We start from the raw sequence: 25,189 nt of genomic DNA, 5'->3' as shown, positions 1-25,189 counted from the left end.
GGCGAGGTGAGTGCATGAACAGCAAAGGCCATGAGAAGATGCGCGACGGCGGCGTAGACGAGGTTCCGAGCGAGCTCTGGCTCCTTCTGGGGGCGATGGCGCTGGTGGAATGTGTCCTCTTCGCCTCGGACAGCGGGTTCGCGCCCGAGGGGCTGCGCCGGCTCGCGCTGCTTTACGGGGCCTTCTGGCCGCAGCTTCTGCAGGATGTGACGCCGGTCTGGCAGGGGCAGCAATTCGCGATGTTTGTGACCCACGCCTTTCTTCATGGCGGCTTCGCGCATATGGCAATGAACGGGGTGATCCTGCTGGCGCTTGGCAAGGACATCGCCTCGCGCGTGGGGCCCGGCCGCATGCTGATCGTCTTTGCGCTCAGCGCGATTGCGGGCGGCGTGGCCTATGCGCTCCTGTCCTCGGACATGGCACCAATGATCGGGGCCTCGGGGGCCGCCTTCGGGTTTCTGGGCGCCTGGCAGTTCCGTGAGGCGCGGACGCGGCTTCGGTTCCGGCTGACGCTCCGGCCGGTGCTGGCCGCGATGGTGGCGCTGGTGGTCGCCAATATCGCGCTGACCATGGTTATGGGGGGTGCCATCGCCTGGCAGGCGCATCTGGGCGGGTTCATCGCCGGCTTTGCACTGGGTCCGATGACCGTGGGACGTGGCCTGCGCTGAGCCCCGGCAATAGTGGCAAGGGAACGATCCCGCACCCAGCTTTGTTCTTCCTGCGACAGAACATTGGAGGTTCGGACATGAGTTTCGGAAACATCATCGGCGGCCTTCTGCGCGAGGGCCGGTCGGGCCAGTTGCAGGAGCGTCTGCGTCAAGGCATCCAGAATGCCGACCCGCAGGGCGGGCTTGACCGGATGCTCGGACCGCTGCTGGGGGGCACGGCCGGATCGACCGCCGAGGGCGGGCAGGGCAGTTTTGCTGACCGCGCGCGCGCGTTTCTGGAACAGGAACAGATCGCGGGAATGAGCGGCGCCAAGATCGGCGGCATCGGCGCGGTGGTCGGTGCGCTGGCGGGCGGGGGCCTCGGCGGGGCTGCGCGAGGCGGGGCGATGGCGGTGCTCGGCACGCTCGCCTGGCAGGCGTGGAAAGGCCAGCAGGCAAGCGCCGGTCCGGGCGCCGAGGCGCCGCCGCAAGACGCGGTGGACGCGCTGACCCATCCCGAAACGGAACGGCTCGTCCTGCGAGCCATGATCGGCGCCGCGCAGGCCGACGGTCAGGTCGATGAGGCCGAGATGGGCCGGATCCTCGGGCATCTCAACCCCGATGAGGTCACCGAGGGCGAACGCGCCACCGTGATGGCCGAGATGCAGCAGCCCGTGGATATCGAGGCGCTCGCCCGCGGCGTGACGCGCCCCGAGGTTGCGACCGAGGTCTATCTCGCCGCGCTTTTGACAGTAGACGACGCGAATGAGGCAGAACGCGACTACCTGCGGCGCCTTGCCTCTGCGCTGCGGCTGGAGCCGGGCATCGTGCAACGGCTGCATCGCATGACGGGTGCGGGCAGCGCCTGATAATGGACGGCGCGGGTTTTCCGCCCGCGCCGCTATCCGCTCGGTCGAACGCTCAGTCGGCGGGCATATAAAGGTCGCCCCCCGCGCGATAGCGTTCCGCCATTTCCAGCATCCCCTTGCTCTTGGCCTCGGCCCGAATGTCGTGGGATATCCGCATCGAGCAGAATTTCGGCCCGCACATCGAACAGAAATGCGCGACCTTGTGCGCCTCTTTCGGGAGGGTCTGGTCGTGAAAGGCGCGGGCCGTATCCGGGTCGAGCGAGAGGTTGAACTGATCCTCCCAGCGGAACTCGAACCGCGCGCGTGAGAGCGCGTCGTCGCGGAGGCGGGCGGCCGGGTGGCCCTTGGCAAGGTCCGCGGCATGGGCGGCGATCTTGTAGGTGATAACCCCGGTCTTGACGTCGTCCCGGTCCGGCAGGCCCAGATGTTCCTTGGGCGTGACGTAGCAGAGCATCGCGGTCCCGAACCAGCCGATCATCGCGGCGCCGATGCCGCTGGTGATGTGGTCGTAGCCCGGTGCAATGTCGGTCGTCAGGGGCCCGAGCGTGTAGAATGGCGCCTCGGCGCAGACCTCCAGCTGGCGGTCCATGTTCTCCTTGATCTTGTGCATGGGCACATGGCCCGGCCCCTCGATCATCACCTGGCAGTCGTGCTTCCACGCGATCTGCGTCAGTTCGCCCAGCGTTTCCAGTTCCGCGAATTGCGCGGCATCGTTGGCATCGGCGATGGAGCCGGGGCGCAGCCCGTCGCCAAGGCTGAAACTGACGTCGTAGGCGCGCATGATCTCGCAGATCTCTTCGAAATGCTCATAGAGAAAGCTCTCTCGGTGGTGGTGCAGGCACCACTTGGCCATGATTGAGCCGCCGCGCGAGACGATCCCCGTCACGCGGTCCACCGTCAGCGGGATGTGGTGCAGCCGCAGCCCGGCGTGGATGGTAAAGTAATCCACCCCCTGTTCCGCCTGCTCGATCAGCGTGTCCCGATAGACCTCCCATGTCAGGTCCTCGGCCACGCCGCCGACCTTTTCCAGCGCCTGGTAAAGCGGCACGGTCCCGATGGGGACGGGCGCGTTCCGGATGATCCATTCGCGGATGTTGTGGATGTTGCGGCCGGTGGACAGGTCCATCACCGTGTCGGCGCCCCAGCGGATCGCCCAGACCATCTTTTCGACCTCTTCCGCCATCGAGGATGTGACGGCGGAATTTCCGATATTCGCGTTGATCTTCACGAGGAAGTTGCGGCCGATCACCATCGGCTCCAGCTCCGGATGGTTGATGTTGGCGGGCAGGATCGCACGGCCGGCGGCGATTTCGTCCCGCACGAATTCCGGGGTCACGAAATCGGGGATGGCCGCACCGAACGCCTCTCCATCACGGGTGGCGGCGGTGCTGCGGCCGAGGTTCTCGCGGATGGCGGCATATTCCATCTCGGCGGTGACGATCCCGGCGCGGGCATAGGCGAGCTGCGTGACCGCGCCCTTTGTCGCGCGGCGGGGGATGGGGAGCGCGGGGAATTCGGGCGTCAGCCGGTCGCCTTCGGCAAAGCCGTTATCCTCGGGGCGGACGCGCCGGCCCGCATAGGTCTCGGTATCGCCGCGCGCTGCGATCCAATCGGCGCGGGTCCGGGGCAGGCCACGGGCAATGTCGATCCGCGCCGCCGGGTCGGTATAGGGGCCAGAGGCGTCGTAGATCGTGACAGGTGGTTCCGCCGCGGTCGGGTGCAGCGCGATCCGGCGCATCGGCACCCTCAGGCCCGGATGACGTTCGCCCGCGACATGGATCTTGGTCGAGGCGGGAAGGGGGCCGCAGGTCACGGTCGGGGTGGGATGGGAAAGTTCGTTCATGGCAGGCTCCTCTGCAAGCGCATGGAGACCCAGTTCGGCAGCGGAGAATGGATGCCCTTTCGCGGAAGGCCCGCGGGCGATCGCACCGTCCCTACGCCAGTGTTAACTGGATCAGGTTCAAAGGGTCCCCTGCGCCACACGCCAAAGCGTTCAGCAGGATCTCAGCCCCTTGCCGGGGCACCCCTGGTCAGCAATCCGATGATGCGGGAGGCGGGCGTCGCCTGTCAACCGTCATTCGCGGTCCGTGGTGGCCCCGGCCGGCGCGATATCTTCCGGCGTGGCGCCAAGGTCCATGTCGGCATCGACGGCGGCGGTCTGGCTGCGATCCTGCCGGCGCGCGCGGGCCGCGCTGACCAGCGCCGCAAAGATCGCACGCTGGCGGCTTGCATAGAACAGATGCTCCGGATGCCATTGCACACCCAGCGCGAAGGGGTCCGATATCCGTTCGATCCCCTGAATCATCCCGCCTTCGTCCAGCGCAGCCACCCGCAGGTTCTCGCCCAGATCGGCGACTGCCTGACTGTGGAGCGCGTTGACCATCATCGGCGCATTGCCCGCGATTTCATGCAGGCGCGTTCCCGGGCAAAGCGTCACGCGCTTGCGCGGCAGGATCGTGCGGAACTCCCGGCTTGTCGTGAAGAATCCATAGGCGTCCTGATGCAGCGTTCCGCCAAGCGCGATGTTCAGCATCTGCGAACCCCGGCAAATACCGAGGATCGGCATGTTGCGGTTCAGTGCCCCCGTCACCAGCCGGTGTTCGAGCGCATCGCGGTCGGGGTCCAGTCGCGCCGAGGTCACGACGCTCATGCCGTAAAGATCGGGGGAAATGTCGTCGCCGCCCCCCACGATCAGCCCGTCCACCCGGTCGAGATCGGGCGGCCGCGCCGTGTCCCACCGCACCGATCGTCCACCGGCCAGCCAGACGTTGAGCGCCACGAGCGGGAAGATCCGCCAGCCGGACCGGCGCGAGGTCGTGACGGCGATCAGGGGGCGGTCCATGTGGCCTCGGCAATCCCTGCGTCGTGCAGGACTTCTTCGACATGAAGCCGCCAGTCGCGCCGCAGGCTGGTCAGATGCTGGCGATGGTCCAGCCAGTCCGACGAAAGCCGCGCCAGAAGGCGGGGGGAGGCCGCCACCCGTTCCACCATCACCCAGCGGTTATGTTCATAGGCGATGGACCATCCGGCCTCGTCTATCCGGGAATCCGGCAGGCGATAGTGATAGGCGGGGCGCGCGCTCAGCTTGCCAAGCTGGTCCTGCAGGGGCAACAGCAGCGCGGGCGCAAGTTCGGCCATGATCGGCAGCAGGTCGAGCCCCCGGTTCCGCGAGGGATTGTGATCCAGATAGGCGGGCCAGAGGTCCTCAAGCCCCCAGGCCGCCCCGTCGCGCGCCAGCGCATCGACAAAGGCGCGCGGGTAGCGGTGGACAAAGGGCAGCACGCGCCGCGTGAGGTCGATGGGATCGGCCATCCGCAACCAGTCTTCCAGCAGGGCAAAGGACCGGACCACCGGCAGGATGTCGGCGGCGCTGGTTCCCGCAAGGGCGGGGTTCAGATGCACGCCAAAGCCGTGGCCGATCCCCGTGCGGCTGCCTGCGGCGCCCCCGTCGCGAAGGGCGATCCGCAGCCGCTCGATCTCCGGCAGGCTTTCGGGTGGCAACGGGTCGGTCACGATCTCGACCGGGACGACATTGCGGGCAAGATCGACGCCGAGCCGGCCCATCCTTGCCATGCTGTCCCGGTACGCGGTATCGAGGTAGATGCGCAGCGTTCCTACGGCGCTTTGCGTCAGCCGGAACTTATGTGGCGCGCGGTGTTCGAGATCGCCGCCCAGCAGGCGCTGAGCGATTTCGGAGACCTCGGCCTCGGTCAGACCGCCCATCTCGATCTCGATACCGATCCGGCGCGGCGCCCCGTCGGGCCCGCAGGCGCGGGGCAGGGGCCAGAACCCCGTCGTGGCAATCTGATCGGTAAGCCGGGACATCGCAGGCAGAACGCGGCAATTATATGCCTGTTCCGCCTCAACTTCGGGATATCGGGCAAAATCCCGGCATCCCGCGCGAACGCGGGGCCGGGCGGGATGGACAAGCGGGGCGGTGATTGGCATAGCTTGGCGGCATCAGGCTCAGGGAACCGGGATTTTCTGCATGTTTCGATCGATCGCGCCACGTCATCCGCCATATTCATCGATGCGGACGGGACGGGGCGACTGACGATGCTGCTGCTTCACGTCGGCACCCAGAAAACCGGGTCTTCCTCGGTCCAGCACTTCCTGCGGCAGAACGCGGGCGCGCTGCGCGAACGCAGCATCAACTTCATTTCGGCGTCGCGTCCCTGGATCGACCACAATTCGGTGGCCTATGAGCTGCGCAGCGACCGGACGGATACGCCGAAGCTCGACGCGGTGGTGGCCGACATCCGGAAGTCCGAGCATGAGGTCAACATCGTTTCGGGCGAGATGCTGTTTCACCCGCGCGTGCCCGGCCGGCTGGCCGAGCGGCTGCCGCCCGAAATCCGCCAGAACGCGATGGTCGTCATCTATCTGCGCCGCCCGGACAAGTATATGGAGGCGCTCTACAAACAGCGGCTCAAGACCGGCGCGATCAATCCCAACCCGAACAAGTATCTGGAGGAGAACCAGTGGGAATGCGCCTATAAAGAGGTGATCGAGGGGTTCCGGCGCGTGTTCGGCAAGGACTCCATCGTCATCAAGCCGTATGAACGGTCGCTGCTGCAGGCCGGCGATATTGTTGCGGATTTCTGCAGCCTGCTTGGCATCACGGACCTGTCCGGCTTTCAGCGCGAAAAACCGCAGGACAACCCGACCTTTTCGGTGGCGGTGTCGGAACTCATGGGGATGGTCGCGCGGAAATCATCGCTCGAGAGCGCCAAGATCAACGAACGGATCGCGGCCGAGAACATGCCTGGCATCTTTTACGGCAACGACGTCTATCCGCTGCAGTTGCGGCGTGACCTGCTGTCGGGGATGAAGGACGATCTGGATTACATCGCCCGGGAATATAACGAGCAGCTGCACAAGGTCTTTGCTGTCGAAGATCTATACTCCGACGACCCGCCGCGGCTGCCGGGCAAGGACGAGGTCCTCAAACGCTATCGTCAGGGCGCGCGCGCGGTGATCGGCGCCGTGGCGGCCTTTGTGGAAGAGAAGAAGAAGTAACATAAGATCGCTTATGAGGTTTTTTCGTCACCAGGGATGCGCGCTATTGAAATCCGACTCCCTTGCCAGCGGGTTACGCCATAAGTGGCGACCGCTGAACCAGCCACCACCGATCCGCGGGTCCACCGCAAAATAAGGATGCCAGCCGTGGGGCGCGCGCCCTGACGGAACCCGCGGGAATTTCCGCCCGGCGGTGACGAACAAGGTTCCGCCCTTTGCACGCTTGCCGGGAAACTGTTCCGGTATCAACGCTTTTCGCATCGGTGCCGCGGCTTGCGAGGTGCCGTCGCGCGCTCTAGGTCTCGCCGGAAACGCCCCTCTGGCCCGCGCTCGTGGCCTGCGCCGTGGGGCCGATGACACGAGGGCCGGAAATGTCGATCCGCATACGCCAGATGATGAAACGCTTCGGCAGCACCGAGGTGCTCCGCGGTGTGGATCTCGACGTGGCGCAAGGTGAACTGGTTGCCCTTCTCGGCCCTTCGGGATCGGGCAAGACGACGCTTCTCAAGATCATCGCGGGGCTCGAATGGCCCGACGCGGGTGAGTTGCGCGTCGAGGGCGAGGACTGGCTTCAGCTTGAGGCGCAGCGCCGGCGGATCGGCTTTGTGTTTCAACACTACGCCCTTTTCCCCCATATGACCGTGCGCGACAACATTGCCTTCGGGCTCAGCGTCCGTCCCCGCGCGATCCGGCCCGGCAGGGACCAGATCGCGGCCAAGGTCGAAGAGCTCTTGTCCTTCCTCCAGATCGGTCACCTTGGCGGGCGCTACCCGGCCGAGCTTTCTGGCGGTCAGCGCCAGCGCGTGGCCCTTGGCCGGGCGCTTGCCATCGAGCCGAAGCTTCTGCTGCTCGATGAACCGTTCGGGGCGCTCGATGCCTCGATCCGCCGCGATCTGCGCCGCTGGCTCCGGTCGGTGCATGAGGCGACGAACTCGACGACGCTTTTTGTCACGCATGATCAGGAAGAGGCGTTCGAGCTTGCCGACCGGGTCGTCATCATGGGTGCCGGCCGGATCGAACAGGTGGGCACCGCCGAGCATATCCATGACTATCCCGCGACCCCCTTTGTCGCGCGCTTCATGGGTGCGACCGTCGAACTGCCGGTCACCCTGCGGGCCGGCCGCGCCGAACGCGCAGGCTGGGACCTGACAGCCCTGCCCCGCGCGGCCCTGCCCGAAGGGCGCGGCACCCTTTTCGTGCGCCCCGGCGATGTGGAGGTGCGCCCCGATCCGGCCGGTGAGGCGCGTATCCTTTCGGCCTTCAGCACCGGATCGACCTGGCGGCTGGAGCTGGAGGATGCGGGCGGGATGCGGATCGAGGCAGAGCTTCCGCGCCGCGGCCAGCCCGAACTGCAACAGGGCGCCTCGGCCCGGCTGCGCGCCACCGCCGGGCGGGTATTTCCCGGCGGAACCGATGATGGCGCAGCCCAACCGTCGGCACCCATTCCCCTTTCCAAGGAGATCAGACGATGAAAACCAGATTTCTGCAGGCGGCGGCGCTCGCCGGCGCGCTTGCGGCCCCTGCTGCCGCCTCGGCGCAGGATGCGATCCTGAACGTGAGCTACGATATCGCACGTGAGCTTTTCGAAGCAATCAACCCGGCTTTCGTCGAGCACTGGCAGGCCGAGACCGGTCGCAGTGTGACGATCGACCAGTCGCATGGCGGGTCTTCGCGGCAGGCGCGCGCGATCCTTGAGGGTCTGGCCGCCGATGTCGTGACCTTCAATCAGGAAACGGATGTCGACGTTCTGGCCTCTGGCGGTCTCTTGCCGGAAAACTGGCGCGAGTTGCTGCCGAACGACGCCTCGCCCTATTATTCGACGATGGCGTTTCTGGTGCGGGAAGGAAACCCGAAGAACATCCAGGACTGGGACGATCTGGCCCGGGACGACGTGGCACCGATCTTCCCGAACCCCAAGACCTCGGGCAATGCGCGCTATACCTATCTTGCCGCCTATGCCTATGCGCTGGAAACCAATGGTGGCGACGAAGAGGCCGCGCAGGAGTTCCTGCGCCAGATCTTCGCCTCGGTCCCGGTCTTCGACACCGGCGGCCGTGCCGCAACGCAGACTTTCGCGGAACGCGGGCTGGGCGACGTGCTCGTGACCTTCGAGGCTGAAACCGGCGCCATCGCGCAGGAATATGCCGCGCAGGGTCTGGAACGGGTCACGCCCTCGATCAGCCTGTTCGCGGCCTTCCCCGTCGCTGTGGTCGAGGACGTCGCCGCGCGCAAGGGCACGACCGAGGTGGCCGAGGCCTATCTCGAATTCCTCTATACGCCCGAGGCACAGCGCATCCTGGCCGAGAATTTCTATCGCGTGCATGACGAAGCGGTCGCGGCCGAATTCGCCGAGCAGACGCCCGAGGTGCGGCTTGTGACCGTGGATGAGATCTTTGGCGGCTGGGAACGGGTGAACGCGGAACATCTCGCGGACGGCGCCATCCTCGATCAGGTCTTCGTCAACCAATGACCAGCATCCCTGCCCCCATTCGGCCACGGCGCGTTCTGCCGGGCTTCAGCCTGACGATGGGCATCACGCTCCTCTATCTGACGTTCATCGTGCTGATCCCGGTTCTCGCGCTGGTGCTGCGGGGGGCAGAGATCGGGCCCGAAAGGTTCTGGGCCATCGTGACGGCGCCGCGCGCGCTTGCGGCCTTTCGGGTGACGTTGACGGCGGCGCTGATCGCCACGATCTTCAACGCGCTTTACGGCCTGCTGATGGCCTGGGTCCTGGTGCGCTATGAATTTCCGGGCAAGCGGGTGCTCGATGCGCTGATGGATGTGCCCTTTGCGCTGCCGACAGCGGTTGCGGGCCTGTCGCTGACGGCGCTCTTTTCCGCCAATGGCTGGTTCGGGGCGGTGCTGGAGCCTGCCGGGATTTCAATTGTCTACACGATATGGGGCGTCGCGCTTGCGATGGCCTTCACCTCGGTCCCCTTCGTCGTGCGCAGCGTCCAGCCGGTGCTGGAACAGCTTGACCCCGCGCTGGAACAGGCGGCGGTGACGCTGGGCGCCCGGCCCTGGACGATCTTTCGGCGCGTGGTCTTTCCGGCGATCCTGCCGTCCTATCTCGCGGGATGCACCATCGCCTTTGCCCGCAGCCTGGGAGAATTCGGCGCCATCGTCTTCATTGCCGGCAACCTGCCCTTCCGGACCGAGATTGCGGCCCTTCTCGCCTATATCCGGCTGGAGGAATATGACTATACCGGCGCCTCGGCGATTGCGCTTGTCCTTCTGCTTTTCGCACTTCTGCTGCTCGGGGTGTCGAACCTCTTGCAGGCGCGCGCCATGCGCTATCGGGGGAACCGCCCATGACGGCCCTTGCCCTGTCCGCAAATGCCGGGGCCAAGGGCGCCCGGACCGTGCCGCGCATCCTGATCGCGCTGGCGGTGGTTCTGACACTGCTCTTTGTGGTGGCGCCGCTCGTCTACATCTTCGCGCGGGCGTTCAGCATGGGATGGGCGGTCTATCGCGACAACATCCTGCATCCGATGACGCTTCACGCGATCTGGCTGACCACGATCACGGCTATCATCGTCGTCCCCATCAACATCGGCTTCGGGATCGCGGCGGCCTGGGCGATCGCCAAGCATCGCTTTCCGGGCCGCAAGCTGTTGATCACGCTGATCGAGATCCCGTTCTCCATCTCTCCCATCATCGCGGGCATCTGCTACCTGCTGCTTTACGGGCGGCAGGGACTCTTGGGGCCCTGGCTTGCGGCGAACGAGATTCAGGTTCTCTTTGCCCTGCCCGGCATCGTTCTGGTGACGCTGTTCGTCACGGCGCCCTTCGTCGCGCGGGAGGTTCTGCCGCTGATGCAGGCGCAGGGGAGCGAGCAGGAAGAGGCCGCCGTGACGCTTGGCGCAAGCGGCTGGCAGATTTTCCGGCGCGTGACGCTGCCGAATATCCGCTGGGCGCTGCTTTATGGCGCGGTGCTGTGCACCGCCCGCGCGGTGGGTGAATTCGGGGCTGTGTCGGTCGTGTCGGGCAACATCCGGGGGCAGACGAACACCCTGCCCCTGCATGTGGAGCTGCTCTTCAACGATCTGAACGCGGTCGGGGCCTTTGCCGCCGCTTCGACCCTGACGATCATCGCGGTCATCACCTTGGGCATCAAGGCCGTGCTGGAAGGCCGTCGCTAACCGAGCAGCCGGGCCGCGAGGATCAGCGTCAACGGCATCGTCGCAAAGGCCGCGATGGTCTGGAAGGTGATGATCCCCGCCATCAGCGGCGCGTCGCCGCCCAACTGCCGCGCCAGCACATAGGAAGACGAGGCCGTCGGCAGGCACTGAAACAGCATCACCACGAGCGCCGCCGTCCCTCCCAGCCCCGCCCAGAGGCAAAGCGCGAATGTCAGCACCGGCAGCAGGCCGAATTTCGCAAGGCTGGCTAAGGCGACGGGCCGCGTGCCGGTGCGCAGCGCCGACCAGTCGAGCGCCGCGCCCACGCAAAGAAGTCCTATCGGCAGCGCCGCCTGTCCCAGCGCGCGCAATCCGCCATCAAGGCCCGGCGGCAGTGGCAGGCCGGTCGCCTGCATCGCGAAACCCCCGAGACAAGAAAGGACCAGCGGGTTCACCAGAATACGCTTTACCGTGGCCCCCAGCCCCGCGCGGGCGGTGCCATAGCGGGAAAAGACAAGGATCGACAGGATGTTGACGGTCGGCACGATCACGGCGTTGGCGAGGGCCGCGATGCCGAGGGCGGCGGGGCCGAATAGCGCCGTCGCCGCGGTCAGCCCCACATAGTTGTTGAACCGCACCGATCCCTGAAAGACCGAGGTAAAGGCCGCCCCGTCCTGCCCCGATACCTCTTGTACCAGAACCAGAAGCAGTGCCGCGCCAAGCAGCCCGGCGATCAGCACACCCGCGATTGCCAGAACCGGAACGCCGGTGAAATCCGCGTTCGCCAGCGCGGAAAAGAACAGCGCGGGGAGAAGTACGAAATAGGCGAGCCGTTCTGCCTGCGGCCAGAAGGCCGGGGCGATGAAGCCGCTGCGGGCAAGGACATGGCCCAACCCGATCAGAAGCGCGATCGGAAAGAGCGAGATGAAAACCGCTGCGGCCAAAGGTGCCCCTCGTTCCCTGTTTGCCCTTGCATAACCGGCGGACGCGGGAACTACCAGACGCCGGGCGCGGGATTGCCGAGCGGACCTCGGGCCTTGGCGGCGCGGCGATCTATCCGCTCGCCTGTCTTTGCGGGCCGGGCAATGGGCCTGCCGCCGGGCGGGCGTCGCTATCCGAAAACCTCACCCGGTTCCGTCCTTCGAACTTGGCCGCGTAAAGCGCGCGGTCGGCGGCGCGCACGGCGTCGGTCAGATCGCCTTCGCCGGACCGAAAGACGCCGCCGATGCTGACCGTGACGTGCAGCGCGGCCTGCCCCGCCTCGAAGGGCCGGGCCTCGATCGCGCGCCGCAGCCGTTCCGCGATTTCGGCCGCGGCGGCGGCAGTGACGGGCGACAGGACCATGGCAAATTCCTCTCCGCCGAAACGCGCAAGGATATCGCCCCGCCGCGCCAGTTCGCCGATGCGCGCGCTCAGCCCCTGCAGGACGATATCGCCTACGGGATGGCCGAAACTGTCGTTGATCTGCTTGAAGTGATCCACATCGACGATCAGCAAGGCGCGCGGCTGGTCGGGTGGCAAAAGGTTCAGCGCGTGTTCCAGCCCGCGGCGGTTCAGAAGGCCGGTAAGCGGGTCCTTGTGGGCGGCGGCGCGCAGCACTTCTTCCCGACGTACCTGCCGGCGCGCGGCGGCCATCATCGACCCCAGCACCACACTGCCGATCATATAAAGCCCCACGGTCACAAGCCCCGTCTGCCGCAGGACTGCCGCGCGCGCATCGGCAGGAAGCAGAAGCGTGGCGCAAAGCGAAAGCGAGATCATCAGCCCCAGCAGGGCGAGCCTGCGCAGGCTGCCCCGCTGGTCGGGCGGAATGAAGGCGTGCCAGACGAGCCCCGCAGCCGTCGCGATCGACAGCACGGCGACCCCGGCGATGCTGCCGATACCGCCGATCCAGATCCGGACGGACGCGGTAATGGCAAGCGTCGCCGTCGCCCCCAGGGGCCCCAGAAAAGCGCCCGAGAGGCCCGCGAAAAGCGCCCGCGCATCGGTGATCACGCCATCGGTAATGCGGATGGGGTCCAGCATGCTCGCCGCGCCGCCGAGCCCGAAGGCTGCGCCCATCAGCAGGCGGAACTGCCAGCGCGGGACGCCCTTGCGCGACAGCCAGCCGAAAAGAAGCGTCAGCAGGGCCATCAGACCCATGCCGTTCACGAAGGGAATGATGACGTCGAGCATGCGGCCGCAAGCCTTTTGTTATCTCCTTCAGTTAATCGGCTTCTGCAGGGAATTAAATGGGGAACTCAGGCAACCCCTGCCTCGGGATCTTCTTCTTCCATACGGTCCGGGTCGGAAGGGACTTCCTTGTCGTCCGTCAGCCAATGCGCGCGCTGCGCCGCGTAGCGCCGGATCAGCGTGGCGATGGTCGCGGCGACGTCATCGCCGGGACGGAGCGCGCCATAGCCGGGCGCGTTTGTGTCCCAGGCATATTCGACCATGGGCCGGTGCGCGGCGATGGCGTCCCGCGCAACCCATGCCTTGCGCAGCGCCGCCGTCCGCAGCGCCGCGGGAACGCCCGCGCGCATGAAGACCCGGTAATCGCTGTCGGGGCCGAGCGTTTCGATGTCAGGCAGCTCGGGAAGGTTGAGTTCGGGATCTTCGGGCGTCGCCTCAGGATGCGCGGCCTCGTCCTCCTCGGCGGACGGGGTCGGAGCGGGGTGGCCGTCGGGGTCGTCCGGTGGAGGTTCGCCCGTCTCACTGGCGGCCTCCGCGCGTTTGGTGCGGGACCAGCGGGTCAGAAACGGCTCCGTCGCCATCAGACTCCGCCTTCCCGGCGCGCGGCCATGGCCTCGGGGTCAACCCGATCGCGCTGACGTTTCCAGACGGTGCGCGGCGTGTAATGACGCTGCACAAAGGCGGCAAGCGTCGCCGCGATCCCCGGCGGCATCGACAGCGCCTCGACCAGATCGGGGCCGACATCCACATAGGCATGGGCAACGGTCGGGTCCGCCGTGACGAGGTGGAGCATCAGGTCCGTTCGCGGCCCCACCCCTTGATCCGTCCCCCGCCCCGGGCGCAGGACGACCCAGACCGAGGGCTGCCGCGCCTCCAGATTTTCCTTGTAGAGCGTCGCGGCCGAAGGGTGGAATTCAAGCGGACGGTTCCCTGCGTGAAAGCGCTGCCGACCCTCTGAGTCGTGCAGCAGGGTCCAGTCGGCCAATGCTTCCTGCGGCGGAGTTATGGCGACAGGCTGCCAGACGGTCGCCTGCCAGCGGGTCCGTCCCGGCCTGCATTCGACCTCAACCCCCACAGGGATCTTTACGACCTGCCCTTCGGTCATTCGATATAGCCGTCGGGAAAGAGGTAAAGGTCCTCGGGCTGTTCCGGGGGCATTTCCAGGGCCGGTTCGCTGGCAAGGGCGTTCGGGCGCGGCATGGGGCGGCCGTCAAGACCGGGGGGCGCCATGCGCACGGCAGAGAGGATCGAATAAAGCGAGTCCTCGTTCCCGGCACCGGGGGTCGCCATCGGGTCGCGCAGGCCTTGCTCATCAGGCTCGGGCGCCTGGCTGTTTTCGATGGCGAGGGAGTCGAGATCAAGCTCTTCGGTGCTCTGGCCTTCGGTCGGCTGGTCCGTCTCGCCTTGGGCTGCGCCCTGGGTCGCGTCGTCTTGTGCGTCCCCAGCCGCGTCGTCTGCCGTCGTTGCATCGGCGCCAGTCGCCTGGGGAAGTGCGGTGGCGGGGGGTTCTGCCCCGTCGCCCTGCTGCGCGAACAGGACGGCCGGCATCGCGCCTTGCACGAACACCGCCAGGGCAAGGGCACGAAGTGACGTCATCATCATGGGAAGCTCCCCTTTCACTCCGCCTCAACCAGCCCGACGCGCCTCTGTTCCCCGGGCTATCCACTTTAGTTGCCGCTTTCGGGATCACCTGCGGGAACAAGCAGGGGCATGGGGGGTTGAGGCCCGGCACAGGAGGTCACGCATGTCGCAGGCGGAAATGCGCGTAACGCAACAGCCCGACGTGGCAGAGATCGCGCGGTCCCAGGCTTATATGCTGCTCTCGGTCCTGCTCGCGGCGCCGCCCGATGCGGATCTGCTGGCGCGGCTGCGCGGGCTGGCACCGGACGGATCGCGATGGGGTGCGCACCTTGCGGATATTGCCCGCGTCGCAGCGATGTCGCCCGCGGATGTGGAGCGTGAGTTCAACCGTCTTTTCATCGGTCTCGACCGGGGCGAGCTTGTGCCCTACGCATCCTGGTATCTGACCGGGTTTCTGCAGGATCGACCGCTGGTGGCGCTGCGGGATGACATGGCACGCCTTGGCATTGCCCGATCCGGCGGGGCCGCCGAACCGGAAGATCACGCAGCCGGCGTGCTGGAAATCATGGCGGGGCTGCTTGCCGGGCGTTTTCCGGCCGCCAGCCCATCAGACGCCGCAGCCTTTCACGCCCGCCATATCGCGCCCTGGCTGCCCCGCTTTCTCGACGACCTGCAAGGCGCCGAGGCTGCCGTTTTCTACCGCCCCGTGGCGGCGCTGGGGCGGCTGCTGATGGAAATCGAAAAGGAAACCATGGTGCCCGCGACGGCCGGCACCCGGGTCACGAAAGGAACCGCCCATGTCTGAGGCACATGAACCGAACCCTGCCGCCGAGCCGGCCAGCCGCGACGCTGATCGGACGGCCGAGCCCGGGCGCCGCCGTTTCCTCAAGCTGGGGCTGGGCGTGACGGGCGCAGCCGCAGCCGGCGGGGCGGCAGTTCTCGCGCAGGATGTGGTGCTGCAAGAGGATGAACGCGGCAAGGCCCGGTACCAGGGCGGCCCGCATGTCGAACGTTTCTACGCCCTGAACCGGCTCTGAGGGGTCCCATGCTTACCAAACGCAAACCCGCCACTGCCCAACGTCGCCGTCTTTCGGACATCGCCGCCCCGCGTGAAGCCGCAATGGACCGACGCTCGTTCCTGCAGGCAAGCGGCCTTGCGGCGGGTGGATTGGCGGGGCTTGGCGCGCTCTCGGGACGGTTCGTCAAGCCCGCCGAGGCCGCACCTCTGAACCATCAGGCGCCGAAAGAGCTGCGCAAGAACATCTGCACCCATTGCTCGGTCGGCTGCACGGTTGTGGCCGAGGTTCAGAACGGCGTCTGGGTCCAGCAGGAACCCGGCTGGGACAGCCCGATCAGCCAGGGCACCCATTGCGCCAAGGGCGCGTCGGTCCGCGAACTGACCAAAGGAGCACGGCGGGTCAAGTATCCGCTCAAGCTGGTGGACGGGGAGTGGCAGCGCGTAACCTGGGAACAGGCCATCGACGAAATCGGCGACCATCTGCTGACGATCCGCAACGAACAGGGGCCCGACAGCGTCTTCTGGCTCGGGTCGGCCAAGTTTTCGAACGAAAGCGCCTATCTGATGCGAAAGTTCGCGGCCTTCTGGGGCACGAACAACATCGACCATCAGGCCCGTATCTGCCATTCAACCACCGTCGCCGGCGTCGCCAATACCTGGGGCTACGGGGCGATGACCAACAGCTATAACGACATCCAGAACGCGCAGGCGCTGCTGATCATCGGCGCGAACCCGGCCGAGGCGCACCCGGTCGCCATGCAGCACATGCTGCGGGCCAAGGAACATAACCGTGCCCCCTGGATCGTGATCGACCCGCGCTTTACCCGCACCGCCGCCCATGCGACGCAATTCGTGCGCATCCGCCCCGGCACCGACATACCGGTGGTCTGGGGCATCCTGTGGCACATCTTCGACAATGGCTGGCAGGATGACGACTATATCGCCCAGCGGGTCTACGGCATGGATGAGGTGCGCGAGGAAATCGCGCGCTGGACCCCTGAGGAGGTGGAACGGGTCAGCGGCGTGCCGGGCGCCCAGCTGCTGGAAGTCGCGCGGGCCATTTCCCAGAACCGGCCCAGCACGCTGGTCTGGTGCATGGGCACCACGCAGAAATCCACCGGCACGGCGAATGTGCGGGCCTTTTCGATCCTTCAGCTTGCCTTGGGGAATATCGGCGTCGCGGGCGGCGGGGCGAATATCTATCGCGGCCACTGCAACGTGCAGGGCGCGACGGACATGGGCCTCGATGTGACCTCGCTGCCCTCCTACTACGGGCTGGACGAAGGGGCGTGGCGCCATTTCGCCCGGGTCTGGGATGTGGATTATGAGGTCCTGGTGAACCGCTTCGGGCTGGAAGGCATGACCTTCAACGAACGCAAGGCGCTGATGGAGGCCAAGGGCATCCCCACCACGCGCTGGTTCGACGGCGCGAATGCGAGCCGCGAGACGCTGGACCAGCCCAACCCGATCCGTGGCATGTTCGTGATGGGCCATGGCGGCAATACCGTCACGCGGATGCCCGAGATGCTGGAGGGCCTCTCCAATCTCGACCTGATGGTGGTGGTCGATGCCCATCCCACCACCTTTGCCGCCCTGCCGGAGCGCCCGAGGAATTTCTACATCCTGCCCGCCTGCACCCAGTTCGAGCAGGACGGCAGCCGGTCCTGTTCCAACCGGTCCGTCCAGTGGGGGCAGAAGGTGGTCGAACCCATCTTCGAATCCAAGAACGACCGGGAAATCCTTTATCTGCTGGCACAGAAGCTCGGCTTTGCCGACGACCTCTGCAAGCATATCCTGGTCGAGGACAACGTGCCCCTGACCGAGGATATCCTGCGAGAGATCAACCGGGGCTGCATCTCCACCGGCTATACCGGCCAGTCGCCCGAGCGGCTCAAGCTGCATATGCGCTATCAGCACACCTTTGACCGCATCACGATGCGCGCGAACGAGGGCCCGCTTGAGGGCGAATATTACGGCCTGCCCTGGCCCTGCTGGGGCTATCCCGAATGGCAGCATCCGGGCAGCCCGATCCTTTACGATACCTCCAAGCATGTAATGGAGGGCGGTGGCACCTTCCGCGCCCGTTTCGGCGTGGAACGGGATGGCGAGACGCTGCTGGCCGAGGGGAGCTATTCGCTCGGCTCCGAGATCGAGGACGGCTATCCGGAATTCACCATGGCCGTTCTGCGCACGCTTGGCTGGGACAGCGAGCTTACTCCCGAGGAACTGCGCGTGATCGAACGGATCGGCGGTGACAACGTGGACAGCGTGTCATGGGCCGCCGATCTTTCCTTCGGGATCATGCGCGTGGCGCTCAGCCATGGCTGCGTCCCTTACGGCAACGCCAAGGCGCGGGCGGTTGCGTGGAACCTGCCCGACCCGGTGCCGATCCATCGAGAGCCGGTCTACACCCCCCGACCCGATCTTGCCGCCGATTATCCGGCCATCCCGGACCGGCGCGATTTCCGGCTGCCACTGCTCAACTACTCCGTCCAGCAGGCGGCGATCGAGGCGGGCATCGCGCGAGATTTCCCCTTCGTCTACACCTCGGGCCGGCTGGTCGAATATGAGGGCGGCGGCGAGGAAACGCGGTCAAACCCCTGGCTCGCCGAGCTTCAGCAGACGATGTTCTGCGAGATCAACGTGCAGGACGCCGAACGGCTGGGCATCGCGAACGGAGAGGATGTCTGGCTATCCGGCCCCGAAGGCGGGCGGTCCCGGATGCCGGCGATGGTGACGGAACGGGTGGCGCCGGGCGTCGTGTTCCTGCCCTTCCACTTCAGCGGACACTGGAACGGCGAGGATCTGCGAGAGCTTTATCCAGCCGGCGCGGACCCGATCGTGCTGGGCGCCCCCGCCAATGCGATCACGACCTATGGCTATGACCCGATGACCCTGATGCAGGAAACCAAGGCGACCCTCTGCCGGGTCGAGAAGGCGTAAGGAGACGCAGATGGCACGCATGACCTTCCTTTGCGACTCGGAACGCTGCATCGAATGCAACGCCTGCGTCACTGCCTGCAAGAACGAGCATGAGGTGCCCTGGGGCATCAACCGCCGCCGCGTGGTTACGCTGAATGACGGCCGTCCGGGCGAACGTTCGATCTCGATGGCCTGCATGCATTGCACCGATCCGCCCTGCGCGGCCGTCTGCCCGGTGGATTGCTTCTATCCCACGGTCGAGGGCGTGGTGCTCCATTCCAAGGATCTCTGCATCGGCTGCGGCTATTGCTTTTACGCCTGCCCCTTCGGGGCGCCGCAGTTTCCGCAGGCCACCAATTTCGGCGGGCGCGGCAAGATGGACAAATGCACTTATTGTGCCGGCGGTCCCGAACAGGACAATTCCGAAGACGAATATGTCAAATACGGCACGAACCGGCTGGCCGAAGGCAAGCTGCCGCTCTGCGCCGAGATGTGTTCGACCCGCGCCCTGATGGCCGGCGATCAGGACATGCTGGTCGAGATCTACAAGGAGCGCGTGGTGCGCAGGGGCTACGGCTCGGGCGCCTGGGGTTGGTCGGTCGCCTATGCCCGGCAGCAGGGCGACAGTTTCCGCCCGCATGTCACCGCCCCGGCGGAAGGGGGTGCGTGATGCGCTGGTTTATTGTTCCGCTCCTGTCGGTAATGCTTCTCGGCCTTCCTGTTGCCGCGCAGGAGGCGCCCCCGGGGGGCGACGAAAACTATGTGACGCCGGGGATGGAGGGCCGCGCGCCCTCTGCCGCGCCACTGGAGGGGGACGACGTCCATATCTTTACCGATTATGATGGCACGGTTGCAGGGTTCGTCTCGATCCCGGATCGCCAGTCGGGGGTTCTGGTGCAGGAACAAGGGCGCGACTGGCGCGCCTTTCGGTCGGGGTGGTTCCTTTGGATCGCGGGCGGCCTGATCCTGCTCACGGTGGGTGCGCTCGCGGCGTTCTTTTTCTGGCGCGGGCGTATCCGGATCGAGAGCGGACGGTCCGGCCGCTGGGTGCCGCGCTTCAACGGGTTGGAGCGGTTCGCCCATTGGGCCACGGCGATCAGTTTTCTGGCGCTGGCGATCACCGGGCTGATCATCACCTTCGGCCGTCCCCTCCTTATCCCGCTCATGGGGCACGCCGCCTTTACGCCGCTGGCCGAGGCCTCGAAGACGCTGCATAACATTGCGGCACCGCCCTTTGTCATCGGCATCGTGATGATGCTGGTGCTGTGGCTGCGCGACAATATCCCGAACCGGACCGATATAGAGTGGCTGCGTCAGGCAGGCGGCATGTTCAGCGCCCCCGGCACCCCCCATCCCGAGGCCGAACGCTTCAATGCCGGGCAGAAGATGATCTTCTGGATCGTGACGCTCGGCGGGCTTCTTGTCTCAGCGACCGGCCTTGTTTTGCTGATGCCGTTCTTCTTTGCCGATATCGGCGGGATGCAGGTCGCGCAGGTTGTCCACGCGCTGACGGCGGCGGCCCTGATCGCGGTCATCATCGCGCATATCTACCTCGGGACCCTGGGGATGGAGGGGGCCTTCGACGCGATGGGCCGCGGTGAGGTCGATGAGAACTGGGCGCGTGAGCATCATTCTGGGTGGTACAAGACCTTGAAGAGGCCCGCGCCCGACGCCCCTGCGCCGACTGATGGCAAGGGTGTCCCCGCGGAATGAGTGCGGCTCAGCGCGGGGCAGCCTCGGCCTGAAACCAGCCCAGCCGCCCGTCAACCGGGGCGCGGTGATCGGGCATGGCGGACCGGGTGGAATAGCGGTCCGTCGATGATACCGAGGCCGCGGCATAGACCCAGCCCGTGATTGCGAAAACCGCCGTGCAGAAGACGATGGCGGCGAGGAAGGCTTTCATGACGCTGGCTCCAAGTTGGTCAGGTGATTGAGGGTCACGCTGATTGGGGAACCTGCGGCGCGCGGGGATGTTCCATCAGACGGTCTGGAGGTGCCGTGCCAGTGCCTCCTGCGCCAGCCTCCGATAGGTGGCACAGAACGCGTCATTGGTGCTGTTGGCCTGTTTACGAAGGCGCGGGCGCGCGGCCGTCCATCCTCCAAGGTCCAGATCGAGCCTGTGGGCGATGCGCTGAACGGTCGTTGCCGGATTGCGCACAAGATCTTCATAGACGATCCCCATGCGCGGCAGGCCCATGACATTGCAGGTCAGCCCGATCATCTCGTTCTCGCGGTGGATGTCGCGCAGAACCGCCTCGATCTGCGCGAGGTCAAATCGCGGCTCGGTTTCCGCCCGTGCCTGCTGCTGGCTGGTCCATTGGCCCGTCTGATGCGCCAGCGAATGGGACACCGCCTGCGCCAGCACATCGCGCCGGGTCATGTGCAGCACCAGAAGCCCCGAAAACATCGCTGGAATCCGATGGCGCAGCAGCATCGCAAGCTGTCCGGCCGATGCCTTGACCCCGAATATCTGCCCTCTGGGGCAAAGCTGCCCGGCAAGGCTGGCAAGGTGTTCCGGAAAGCTGCGGGCACTCGTGCGCGCCTGCATCGTGGCCACGACATCATGGTTCAGGAACTCGCCGAAGCCCGCGAAATGACCGGTCTGCCGCAGGTAATCCCCCAGAAGATGCGAGCCGCAGCGGTTCGTGAAGGCCAGGATGACCAGCGGCCGGTCGATCACCGCCCCGCCCTCATGCCCGCCCCCATCCGGGAAAATACGGCGGATCGCCACTTCATGCGGGTCCGGCTGCGCGAGCCTGTCGAGAAAGCTGTCCGTCATGCGGCCTCTTCGCCTGAGAATCGGGGGGCGAGTTCCCGGAGGATGGCCGCGACGACCGCGGGCGCCGGGTCCGAGGGGTCGAACGGGACGACGCGGCCATTCGGTGCCCTTGATGCAGCCTCGGCCTGCGCGCCGAGGTCCAGCACGAAGGTCGGCAGCCCGGTGGCGAGCGATTCATGCGTGGTGTAAGAAAACGTCTCGGGCCAGATCGAGGGGATGAGCCAGGCCGCGATCCGGTGGCGCCGGGCGATGCGGCCGATATCCTCGGGACGGTAGGGGCCGGTCACAGGCGTTCCCGGCGCGAGGGCGATCGCCGGGTCCACCGTACCCATCACCATGAGTGTGATGCCCCGCGCCGCCAGCGCCCGGCCAAGCGGCGCAAGAAGGCGCGCCCCCTTTTGTGCCCCGATATTGCCGGGGACGGCGACGGTGCGGCCATGGGTCGGGGGGCTGATCGCTGCGGGTGTCACCGGCAGGTCATGTGGCGTGACCGATATCGCCCCCGCGGCACCTGGGAAGGCCGCCGCGATGATATCCGCACTCGCCTGCGAGAACGCGACAAGAGTGTCGGCCCGCGCCACGAGCTTTGCCCAACGCGCCCGCCAGTCGGGCAGCGAGACCGCGCCCAGACGATGGGCGGCGTCCGGGTCCGACGGTTGGGGCACTCCGCGCCAGAGTCCGGCGCTGTCGAGCAGTGTATAGGAGGGGCTGATCGGAAAATAATCGTGAAAGAGGATCTCTGCCCCGTCCCCCTCCCGCAGAAAGGACAGGAGCGTTTCCGGGATCGCGGCAGGGTCAGGGTCGCCCACCGCACAGGAGTAAATCAGTCGCATCGCCGGCAAGAGATGCAGCAGCCGGCGGACCTGCGCCGTATCGTCGGTGCATGCCGCGGTCATTCCGGCCTCGCAATGAAGCTCGAACTGCCAGCGGCGCGGACCTCCGACACGCAGGACGACCGCAGAGGGTTCCCTGCGCAGGCGGTGGCGGAGGTAAAGCTCGGCCCCGCCGCCCAGCGAATGGGCCACGAAAACCGGGATCGGGACGCCCTGCGACCCTGCCCGGCCAAGACCCAATGCCAGCCGCGCGCCCGCCAGCGGGTCTCTGTCGATGAAACCCCGCACCTCTGCGTCATAGCGCGGGTAACGCGCCGCGACGCGTGCCCCGTTTTCCGCCAGCAGGCGCTGCTTGGCCTCGGACCCGAACGACCCGCCGCCGCGATGCTCCACGAAAAGCGAGGCTGTCCCCAGGTGGCGACCGCCGCGCTGACGCGCCTTCTGGCACCAGTCGACCTCTTCGCCATAGCCGCGCCCGAAGGCGGTGTCGAAGGCCGGGATCTGCCGCAGGAACCCTAGGTTCATCGCCATGCAGAACCCGACCCCCGTCGCCGCCTCGGCCACAGCCGCTGCGGCGCCAAGCTGCCGCGCCACGCGATCCATCGCCTCGGCCTCTCCGGCACCGAGCGGGACGGGACGGCAGATCGCGGGGGCGGTGAATATTTCGGCATCGTTGGAAAAGGGCGTCACGCTCGCCACCCCGTCATCCGCGCAGATCGGGGCAATGAGGCGCGACGCCCAGCCCCGGGGCACCAGCGCGTCGGAGTTGAGCAGGATGACATGGGCGCCGCGCATGACTGCGACCGCGAAGGCGCGGTTCACCGATCCGATGAAGCCAAGGTTCTGGTTGTTTTCCAGCAGCGTTACCCTGTCGCCCTGCCCCGCGCACCATTCGCGCAGCCATGGACGGACCCGGGGGTCGGTTGACGCATCTTCGACAACGATCAGGTGCCAGTCGAGATCGGTATGGAGGGCCAGCCGATCAAGGCAGTCCTGCAGCACGTCGAAGGCGTTATGGAACGGCAGGACAATGGTCACGGGTGTATCCGGCGGTGCCTGGCCGGGGCTGCCGAAAAGACCCGGCGGCAAGTCCGCCGCGCCCCGCCCAGGCTGCGGCCCGAGCAGCCTGTCCCGCACCGCCCGGCGCAAGGCCGGATCGCGGGTCCGGCGCCAGCGGGCGATCAGCGGCAGCGCCCGCGTCAGGTCAGCGGCGAAACGTAGCGCCAGCAACGCCCGCGCCAGCCTGCGCCTTGGCAGGGGTGGCATGGCGACAGGGTGCCATTCGCCATCGCAAAGCAGGTGAAGCCCCTCCTCCCCGCTCATTGTCAGGTCAAAGGCCCGCGCGTCGATCCCGTGCCGGGCCCTCACATCTTCGCGCAGGGTCTGCGGGATGATCCCGGGGCGGCCGGCATCTGTCCGGATCTCTTCGGCAATGGTCCAGCCTTGCAGCCGCCGTTGCACGCCGCGCGCCTCCAGCCGCTCCACATAGCCGATCAGCCGCCCCTTGGTCAGAATCGGGACATTGCGGCGCCCCCGCACGAGATGCGCATCGCTATAGCGTTCAAAGAGCCGTCCCAGCCGCTGCATGTGCCGCCCTTGTCGTTTTCCGCAGGATACAATCATAGGTTGTATTCGCGCAAGAGCTGATCTAACCTGCAGTCCAACCCGAGGGACCGATGGCAGAACACCCCCATCTGATCGACATTCGCCAGCACAGCGACGCGCGTGGTTCCCTTGGCGTGCTTGAGGGGGATGACCTGCCCTTCGCGGTCAGGCGCGTCTATTACCTGTTCGACGTGCCTGAGGGTGAGCTTCTTGGCGAACACGGGCACAAGCGGCTGGAGCAGGTCTTTCTCTGCCTCTCCGGTCAGGTGGACGTCACCCTTCATGACGGCACGCGGACGCATTCCTTTGTGCTGGACCATCCCGCCCGGGGCTTGCGCGTGCCGCCGGGGATGTGGCGCAGCCTGCGCTTCGCCCGGCCCGGAACCGTGGTCTGCGTCCTCGCCTCCCGTCCCTATGAGCCCGAAGATTACATCTACAGCCTTGATGAATTTCTGGAGTGGTCGAATGAATGTCGCGCCGCAAGCTGCTGATATAGAAACCTTCCCGTTTCTGGATGTGGGGTTCACCTATCGCGCGCTGCAGCCCGCGCTCGACGCGGCCTATCGGGATGTGATGGGATCGGGCCGCTATATCGGGGGCGAGGCGCTGACGCGGTTCGAGGCGCGCTTTGCCGCGCGTTGCGGGGTTGCGCATTGCGTGGGGCTCGGGAACGGGCTCGACGCGCTGGTGCTGCCGCTTCGTGCGCTCGGCATCGGCCCGGGGGACGAGGTCATCGTCTCGGGGCATACCTTCGTTGCGACCTGGCTCGCGGTGGCGCAGTGTGGGGCGACCCCGGTGCCGGTCGATGCCGATCCCGTCACCATGAATATCGACGTGAGCCTGGTTGCCGCCGCGATCACGCCGCGCACCCGGGCCATCCTTGCGGTGCATCTTTACGGCGCGCCGGCCGATTGCACTGCGCTGGCCGAGATCGCGCAGCGTCACAACCTATGGCTGATAGAGGATGCGGCGCAGGCCCATGACGCCCTTCACCACGGCAGACCGGCGGGGGGCCTCGGGGTCGCGGCTGGCTTCAGCTTCTATCCGGGCAAGAACCTCGGCGCCTTTGGCGACGGGGGCGCGCTGATGACCGATGACACGGACCTTGCGGACCGGGTGCGGATGCTCGCGAATTACGGCGCGCGCCGGAAATACGAACATGATCTGGCGGGCGGAAATTCGCGGCTCGACCCGCTGCAGGCCGCGTTTCTGGACGTCAAACTCGATGCGCTCGCGGACTGGACCGCGCGCCGCCGCGAAATCGCGGCCGTCTATCTGGATCGTCTGAACGGCCAGCATGACCTGCGCCTTCCGGCATATTCCCCCCACGATGACCCGGCATGGCATCTTTTTGTGGTTCGCCACGCGCGGCGCGACGCGCTTCTTGCGGCGCTCGCCGCCCGGGGGGTGGAGGCGGCGCTGCATTATCCCGTCCCCAACCATCAAAGCGGGGCGTTCCGCGCAACCCATGGCGCGCTGCACCTTCCGGTGACCGAGGCGATCTGTGCCACCTGCCTCAGCCTTCCCATCGGTCCGCATCTTTCGCCCGGCGACGCCCATGAGATCGCCGACCGGGTGATCGACGCGCTTGCCTCCATCTGATGGACGGGCAGGCCTTTTCCG

Annotated in this window: 25 protein-coding genes and 1 riboswitch; of the genes, 14 read left to right on the top strand and 11 right to left on the bottom strand. The window is 66.4% G+C overall.

Annotated elements, in window-relative coordinates:
• Positions 1–14 precede the first annotated feature (14 nt).
• Both ACFSGJ_RS12185 and ACFSGJ_RS12180 read left to right on the top strand, forming a co-directional pair.
• On the top strand, positions 15–668 hold the full coding sequence (locus tag ACFSGJ_RS12185) for a rhomboid family intramembrane serine protease (protein WP_390262031.1): 654 nt from the start codon (positions 15–17) through the stop codon (positions 666–668).
• Between the two features lie 77 nt (positions 669–745).
• Positions 746–1,516, top strand: a complete 771-nt coding sequence (locus tag ACFSGJ_RS12180; RefSeq protein WP_390262029.1) for a tellurite resistance TerB family protein — start codon at positions 746–748, stop codon at positions 1,514–1,516.
• A 52-nt stretch (positions 1,517–1,568) separates the two neighbouring features.
• Here ACFSGJ_RS12180 and thiC read toward each other — a convergent pair whose 3' ends face one another.
• From thiC to ACFSGJ_RS12165, 3 genes are all read right to left on the bottom strand, one after another.
• On the bottom strand, positions 1,569–3,359 hold the full coding sequence (gene thiC, locus ACFSGJ_RS12175) for a phosphomethylpyrimidine synthase ThiC (protein ID WP_390262027.1): 1,791 nt from the start codon (positions 3,357–3,359) through the stop codon (positions 1,569–1,571).
• Positions 3,360–3,429: 70 nt separating this feature from the next.
• A riboswitch (TPP riboswitch) is annotated at positions 3,430–3,554 on the bottom strand.
• A gap of 36 nt (positions 3,555–3,590) precedes the next feature.
• Positions 3,591–4,358, bottom strand: a complete 768-nt coding sequence (locus ACFSGJ_RS12170) for a gamma-glutamyl-gamma-aminobutyrate hydrolase family protein (RefSeq protein ID WP_390262025.1) — start codon at positions 4,356–4,358, stop codon at positions 3,591–3,593.
• A complete protein-coding gene (locus ACFSGJ_RS12165; protein WP_390262022.1) occupies positions 4,343–5,341 on the bottom strand; it encodes an amidoligase family protein in 999 nt (332 codons plus the stop codon). Before ACFSGJ_RS12165 ends, ACFSGJ_RS12170 begins: the two co-directional genes overlap by 16 nt.
• A gap of 231 nt (positions 5,342–5,572) precedes the next feature.
• Here ACFSGJ_RS12165 and ACFSGJ_RS12160 point away from each other — a divergent pair, with 231 nt between their 5' ends.
• The 5 genes from ACFSGJ_RS12160 (at position 5,573) to cysW (ending at position 10,677) form a co-directional block, all read left to right on the top strand.
• The gene (locus ACFSGJ_RS12160; protein ID WP_390262020.1) at positions 5,573–6,535 is read left to right on the top strand and encodes a hypothetical protein; all 963 of its coding nucleotides are present in this window, start codon (positions 5,573–5,575) and stop codon (positions 6,533–6,535) included.
• A 371-nt stretch (positions 6,536–6,906) separates the two neighbouring features.
• Positions 6,907–8,007 (top strand): sulfate/molybdate ABC transporter ATP-binding protein, encoded by a 1,101-nt coding sequence (locus ACFSGJ_RS12155; RefSeq protein WP_390262018.1) that lies wholly within the window; start codon positions 6,907–6,909, stop codon positions 8,005–8,007.
• Positions 8,004–9,005: a sulfate ABC transporter substrate-binding protein gene (locus ACFSGJ_RS12150; RefSeq protein WP_390262016.1), complete on the top strand. Its 1,002-nt coding sequence runs from the start codon at positions 8,004–8,006 to the stop codon at positions 9,003–9,005. Before ACFSGJ_RS12155 ends, ACFSGJ_RS12150 begins: the two co-directional genes overlap by 4 nt.
• Positions 9,002–9,850: a sulfate ABC transporter permease subunit CysT gene (cysT, locus tag ACFSGJ_RS12145; RefSeq protein ID WP_390262013.1), complete on the top strand. Its 849-nt coding sequence runs from the start codon at positions 9,002–9,004 to the stop codon at positions 9,848–9,850. Before ACFSGJ_RS12150 ends, cysT begins: the two co-directional genes overlap by 4 nt.
• Positions 9,847–10,677: a sulfate ABC transporter permease subunit CysW gene (gene cysW / locus ACFSGJ_RS12140; RefSeq protein ID WP_390262010.1), complete on the top strand. Its 831-nt coding sequence runs from the start codon at positions 9,847–9,849 to the stop codon at positions 10,675–10,677. Before cysT ends, cysW begins: the two co-directional genes overlap by 4 nt.
• On the opposite strand, the gene ACFSGJ_RS12135 is transcribed toward cysW, so the two are convergent.
• The 5 genes from ACFSGJ_RS12135 to ACFSGJ_RS12115 all read right to left on the bottom strand — a co-directional run bounded on the left by ACFSGJ_RS12135 (position 10,674) and on the right by ACFSGJ_RS12115 (position 14,430).
• Positions 10,674–11,600, bottom strand: coding sequence for an AEC family transporter (locus ACFSGJ_RS12135; protein ID WP_390262007.1), 927 nt, complete (start codon positions 11,598–11,600; stop codon positions 10,674–10,676). The two genes, cysW and ACFSGJ_RS12135, sit on opposite strands and share 4 nt — an antisense overlap.
• Before the next feature lie 109 nt (positions 11,601–11,709).
• The gene (locus ACFSGJ_RS12130) at positions 11,710–12,831 is read right to left on the bottom strand and encodes a GGDEF domain-containing protein (RefSeq protein ID WP_390262004.1); all 1,122 of its coding nucleotides are present in this window, start codon (positions 12,829–12,831) and stop codon (positions 11,710–11,712) included.
• Positions 12,832–12,896: 65 nt separating this feature from the next.
• Positions 12,897–13,409, bottom strand: a complete 513-nt coding sequence (locus ACFSGJ_RS12125) for a DUF3306 domain-containing protein (RefSeq protein ID WP_390262001.1) — start codon at positions 13,407–13,409, stop codon at positions 12,897–12,899.
• The gene (locus ACFSGJ_RS12120; protein WP_390261999.1) at positions 13,409–13,933 is read right to left on the bottom strand and encodes a DUF3305 domain-containing protein; all 525 of its coding nucleotides are present in this window, start codon (positions 13,931–13,933) and stop codon (positions 13,409–13,411) included. The genes ACFSGJ_RS12125 and ACFSGJ_RS12120 overlap by 1 nt, the downstream gene beginning before the upstream one ends.
• Positions 13,930–14,430, bottom strand: a complete 501-nt coding sequence (locus ACFSGJ_RS12115; protein ID WP_390261996.1) for a hypothetical protein — start codon at positions 14,428–14,430, stop codon at positions 13,930–13,932. Before ACFSGJ_RS12115 ends, ACFSGJ_RS12120 begins: the two co-directional genes overlap by 4 nt.
• A 142-nt stretch (positions 14,431–14,572) precedes the next feature.
• Here ACFSGJ_RS12115 and ACFSGJ_RS12110 point away from each other — a divergent pair, with 142 nt between their 5' ends.
• From ACFSGJ_RS12110 to ACFSGJ_RS12090, 5 genes are read left to right on the top strand one after another with little or no spacing between them, the layout of a single operon-like run.
• Positions 14,573–15,214 carry a TorD/DmsD family molecular chaperone gene (locus ACFSGJ_RS12110; RefSeq protein WP_390261994.1) on the top strand — a complete coding sequence of 214 codons (642 nt, stop codon included), beginning with the start codon at positions 14,573–14,575 and terminating at the stop codon, positions 15,212–15,214.
• Positions 15,207–15,446: a twin-arginine translocation signal domain-containing protein gene (locus ACFSGJ_RS12105; RefSeq protein ID WP_390261991.1), complete on the top strand. Its 240-nt coding sequence runs from the start codon at positions 15,207–15,209 to the stop codon at positions 15,444–15,446. The genes ACFSGJ_RS12110 and ACFSGJ_RS12105 overlap by 8 nt, the downstream gene beginning before the upstream one ends.
• Positions 15,447–15,454: 8 nt before the next feature.
• Positions 15,455–18,370 (top strand): formate dehydrogenase subunit alpha, encoded by a 2,916-nt coding sequence (locus ACFSGJ_RS12100; RefSeq protein ID WP_390261988.1) that lies wholly within the window; start codon positions 15,455–15,457, stop codon positions 18,368–18,370.
• A gap of 10 nt (positions 18,371–18,380) precedes the next feature.
• Positions 18,381–19,019 carry a formate dehydrogenase FDH3 subunit beta gene (gene fdh3B, locus ACFSGJ_RS12095; protein ID WP_390261985.1) on the top strand — a complete coding sequence of 213 codons (639 nt, stop codon included), beginning with the start codon at positions 18,381–18,383 and terminating at the stop codon, positions 19,017–19,019.
• Complete coding sequence (locus ACFSGJ_RS12090) at positions 19,019–20,062, top strand: formate dehydrogenase subunit gamma (protein ID WP_390261982.1); 1,044 nt, start codon at positions 19,019–19,021, stop codon at positions 20,060–20,062. The genes fdh3B and ACFSGJ_RS12090 overlap by 1 nt, the downstream gene beginning before the upstream one ends.
• Before the next feature lie 7 nt (positions 20,063–20,069).
• On the opposite strand, the gene ACFSGJ_RS12085 is transcribed toward ACFSGJ_RS12090, so the two are convergent.
• From ACFSGJ_RS12085 to ACFSGJ_RS12075, 3 genes are all read right to left on the bottom strand, one after another.
• Entirely contained in the window at positions 20,070–20,252 is a 183-nt protein-coding gene (locus ACFSGJ_RS12085; RefSeq protein WP_390261980.1) for a hypothetical protein, read from the bottom strand.
• Positions 20,253–20,327: 75 nt separating this feature from the next.
• A complete protein-coding gene (locus ACFSGJ_RS12080; RefSeq protein ID WP_390261977.1) occupies positions 20,328–21,128 on the bottom strand; it encodes a Stf0 family sulfotransferase in 801 nt (266 codons plus the stop codon).
• Complete coding sequence (locus ACFSGJ_RS12075; RefSeq protein ID WP_390261974.1) at positions 21,125–23,548, bottom strand: glycosyltransferase; 2,424 nt, start codon at positions 23,546–23,548, stop codon at positions 21,125–21,127. Before ACFSGJ_RS12075 ends, ACFSGJ_RS12080 begins: the two co-directional genes overlap by 4 nt.
• An 89-nt stretch (positions 23,549–23,637) precedes the next feature.
• Between ACFSGJ_RS12075 and ACFSGJ_RS12070 the strand changes: the two genes are divergently transcribed.
• Both ACFSGJ_RS12070 and ACFSGJ_RS12065 read left to right on the top strand, forming a co-directional pair.
• The gene (locus ACFSGJ_RS12070; protein WP_390261971.1) at positions 23,638–24,057 is read left to right on the top strand and encodes a sugar 3,4-ketoisomerase; all 420 of its coding nucleotides are present in this window, start codon (positions 23,638–23,640) and stop codon (positions 24,055–24,057) included.
• On the top strand, positions 24,032–25,168 hold the full coding sequence (locus ACFSGJ_RS12065; RefSeq protein ID WP_390261969.1) for a DegT/DnrJ/EryC1/StrS family aminotransferase: 1,137 nt from the start codon (positions 24,032–24,034) through the stop codon (positions 25,166–25,168). Before ACFSGJ_RS12070 ends, ACFSGJ_RS12065 begins: the two co-directional genes overlap by 26 nt.
• Positions 25,169–25,189 lie beyond the last annotated feature (21 nt).

Source organism: Halodurantibacterium flavum (genome assembly GCF_042681825.1).
In the GTDB taxonomy this organism is placed as follows: domain Bacteria; phylum Pseudomonadota; class Alphaproteobacteria; order Rhodobacterales; family Rhodobacteraceae; genus Halodurantibacterium; species Halodurantibacterium flavum.
The sequence above is the reverse complement of the archived record's forward strand: the minus strand, read 5'-3'. Positions and strand labels throughout refer to the sequence as shown.

Excerpts from the sequence above, each read along its gene's own strand:
- ACFSGJ_RS12100 (WP_390261988.1), top strand. The coding sequence starts at position 15,455 with ATGCTTACCAAACGCAAACCCGCCACTGCCCAACGTCGCCGTCTTTCG.
- ACFSGJ_RS12155 (WP_390262018.1), top strand. The coding sequence starts at position 6,907 with ATGTCGATCCGCATACGCCAGATGATGAAACGCTTCGGCAGCACCGAG.
- ACFSGJ_RS12085 (WP_390261980.1), bottom strand. The coding sequence starts at position 20,252 with ATGAAAGCCTTCCTCGCCGCCATCGTCTTCTGCACGGCGGTTTTCGCA.
- ACFSGJ_RS12180 (WP_390262029.1), top strand. The coding sequence starts at position 746 with ATGAGTTTCGGAAACATCATCGGCGGCCTTCTGCGCGAGGGCCGGTCG.
- thiC (WP_390262027.1), bottom strand. The coding sequence starts at position 3,359 with ATGAACGAACTTTCCCATCCCACCCCGACCGTGACCTGCGGCCCCCTT.
- ACFSGJ_RS12130 (WP_390262004.1), bottom strand. The coding sequence starts at position 12,831 with ATGCTCGACGTCATCATTCCCTTCGTGAACGGCATGGGTCTGATGGCC.
- ACFSGJ_RS12110 (WP_390261994.1), top strand. The coding sequence starts at position 14,573 with ATGTCGCAGGCGGAAATGCGCGTAACGCAACAGCCCGACGTGGCAGAG.
- ACFSGJ_RS12150 (WP_390262016.1), top strand. The coding sequence starts at position 8,004 with ATGAAAACCAGATTTCTGCAGGCGGCGGCGCTCGCCGGCGCGCTTGCG.
- ACFSGJ_RS12105 (WP_390261991.1), top strand. The coding sequence starts at position 15,207 with ATGTCTGAGGCACATGAACCGAACCCTGCCGCCGAGCCGGCCAGCCGC.
- ACFSGJ_RS12090 (WP_390261982.1), top strand. The coding sequence starts at position 19,019 with ATGCGCTGGTTTATTGTTCCGCTCCTGTCGGTAATGCTTCTCGGCCTT.
- ACFSGJ_RS12065 (WP_390261969.1), top strand. The coding sequence starts at position 24,032 with ATGAATGTCGCGCCGCAAGCTGCTGATATAGAAACCTTCCCGTTTCTG.
- ACFSGJ_RS12170 (WP_390262025.1), bottom strand. The coding sequence starts at position 4,358 with ATGGACCGCCCCCTGATCGCCGTCACGACCTCGCGCCGGTCCGGCTGG.
- ACFSGJ_RS12075 (WP_390261974.1), bottom strand. The coding sequence starts at position 23,548 with ATGCAGCGGCTGGGACGGCTCTTTGAACGCTATAGCGATGCGCATCTC.
- ACFSGJ_RS12080 (WP_390261977.1), bottom strand. The coding sequence starts at position 21,128 with ATGACGGACAGCTTTCTCGACAGGCTCGCGCAGCCGGACCCGCATGAA.
- cysW (WP_390262010.1), top strand. The coding sequence starts at position 9,847 with ATGACGGCCCTTGCCCTGTCCGCAAATGCCGGGGCCAAGGGCGCCCGG.
- ACFSGJ_RS12070 (WP_390261971.1), top strand. The coding sequence starts at position 23,638 with ATGGCAGAACACCCCCATCTGATCGACATTCGCCAGCACAGCGACGCG.
- ACFSGJ_RS12125 (WP_390262001.1), bottom strand. The coding sequence starts at position 13,409 with ATGGCGACGGAGCCGTTTCTGACCCGCTGGTCCCGCACCAAACGCGCG.
- cysT (WP_390262013.1), top strand. The coding sequence starts at position 9,002 with ATGACCAGCATCCCTGCCCCCATTCGGCCACGGCGCGTTCTGCCGGGC.
- ACFSGJ_RS12115 (WP_390261996.1), bottom strand. The coding sequence starts at position 14,430 with ATGATGATGACGTCACTTCGTGCCCTTGCCCTGGCGGTGTTCGTGCAA.
- ACFSGJ_RS12165 (WP_390262022.1), bottom strand. The coding sequence starts at position 5,341 with ATGTCCCGGCTTACCGATCAGATTGCCACGACGGGGTTCTGGCCCCTG.
- ACFSGJ_RS12160 (WP_390262020.1), top strand. The coding sequence starts at position 5,573 with ATGCTGCTGCTTCACGTCGGCACCCAGAAAACCGGGTCTTCCTCGGTC.
- ACFSGJ_RS12185 (WP_390262031.1), top strand. The coding sequence starts at position 15 with ATGAACAGCAAAGGCCATGAGAAGATGCGCGACGGCGGCGTAGACGAG.
- ACFSGJ_RS12120 (WP_390261999.1), bottom strand. The coding sequence starts at position 13,933 with ATGACCGAAGGGCAGGTCGTAAAGATCCCTGTGGGGGTTGAGGTCGAA.
- fdh3B (WP_390261985.1), top strand. The coding sequence starts at position 18,381 with ATGGCACGCATGACCTTCCTTTGCGACTCGGAACGCTGCATCGAATGC.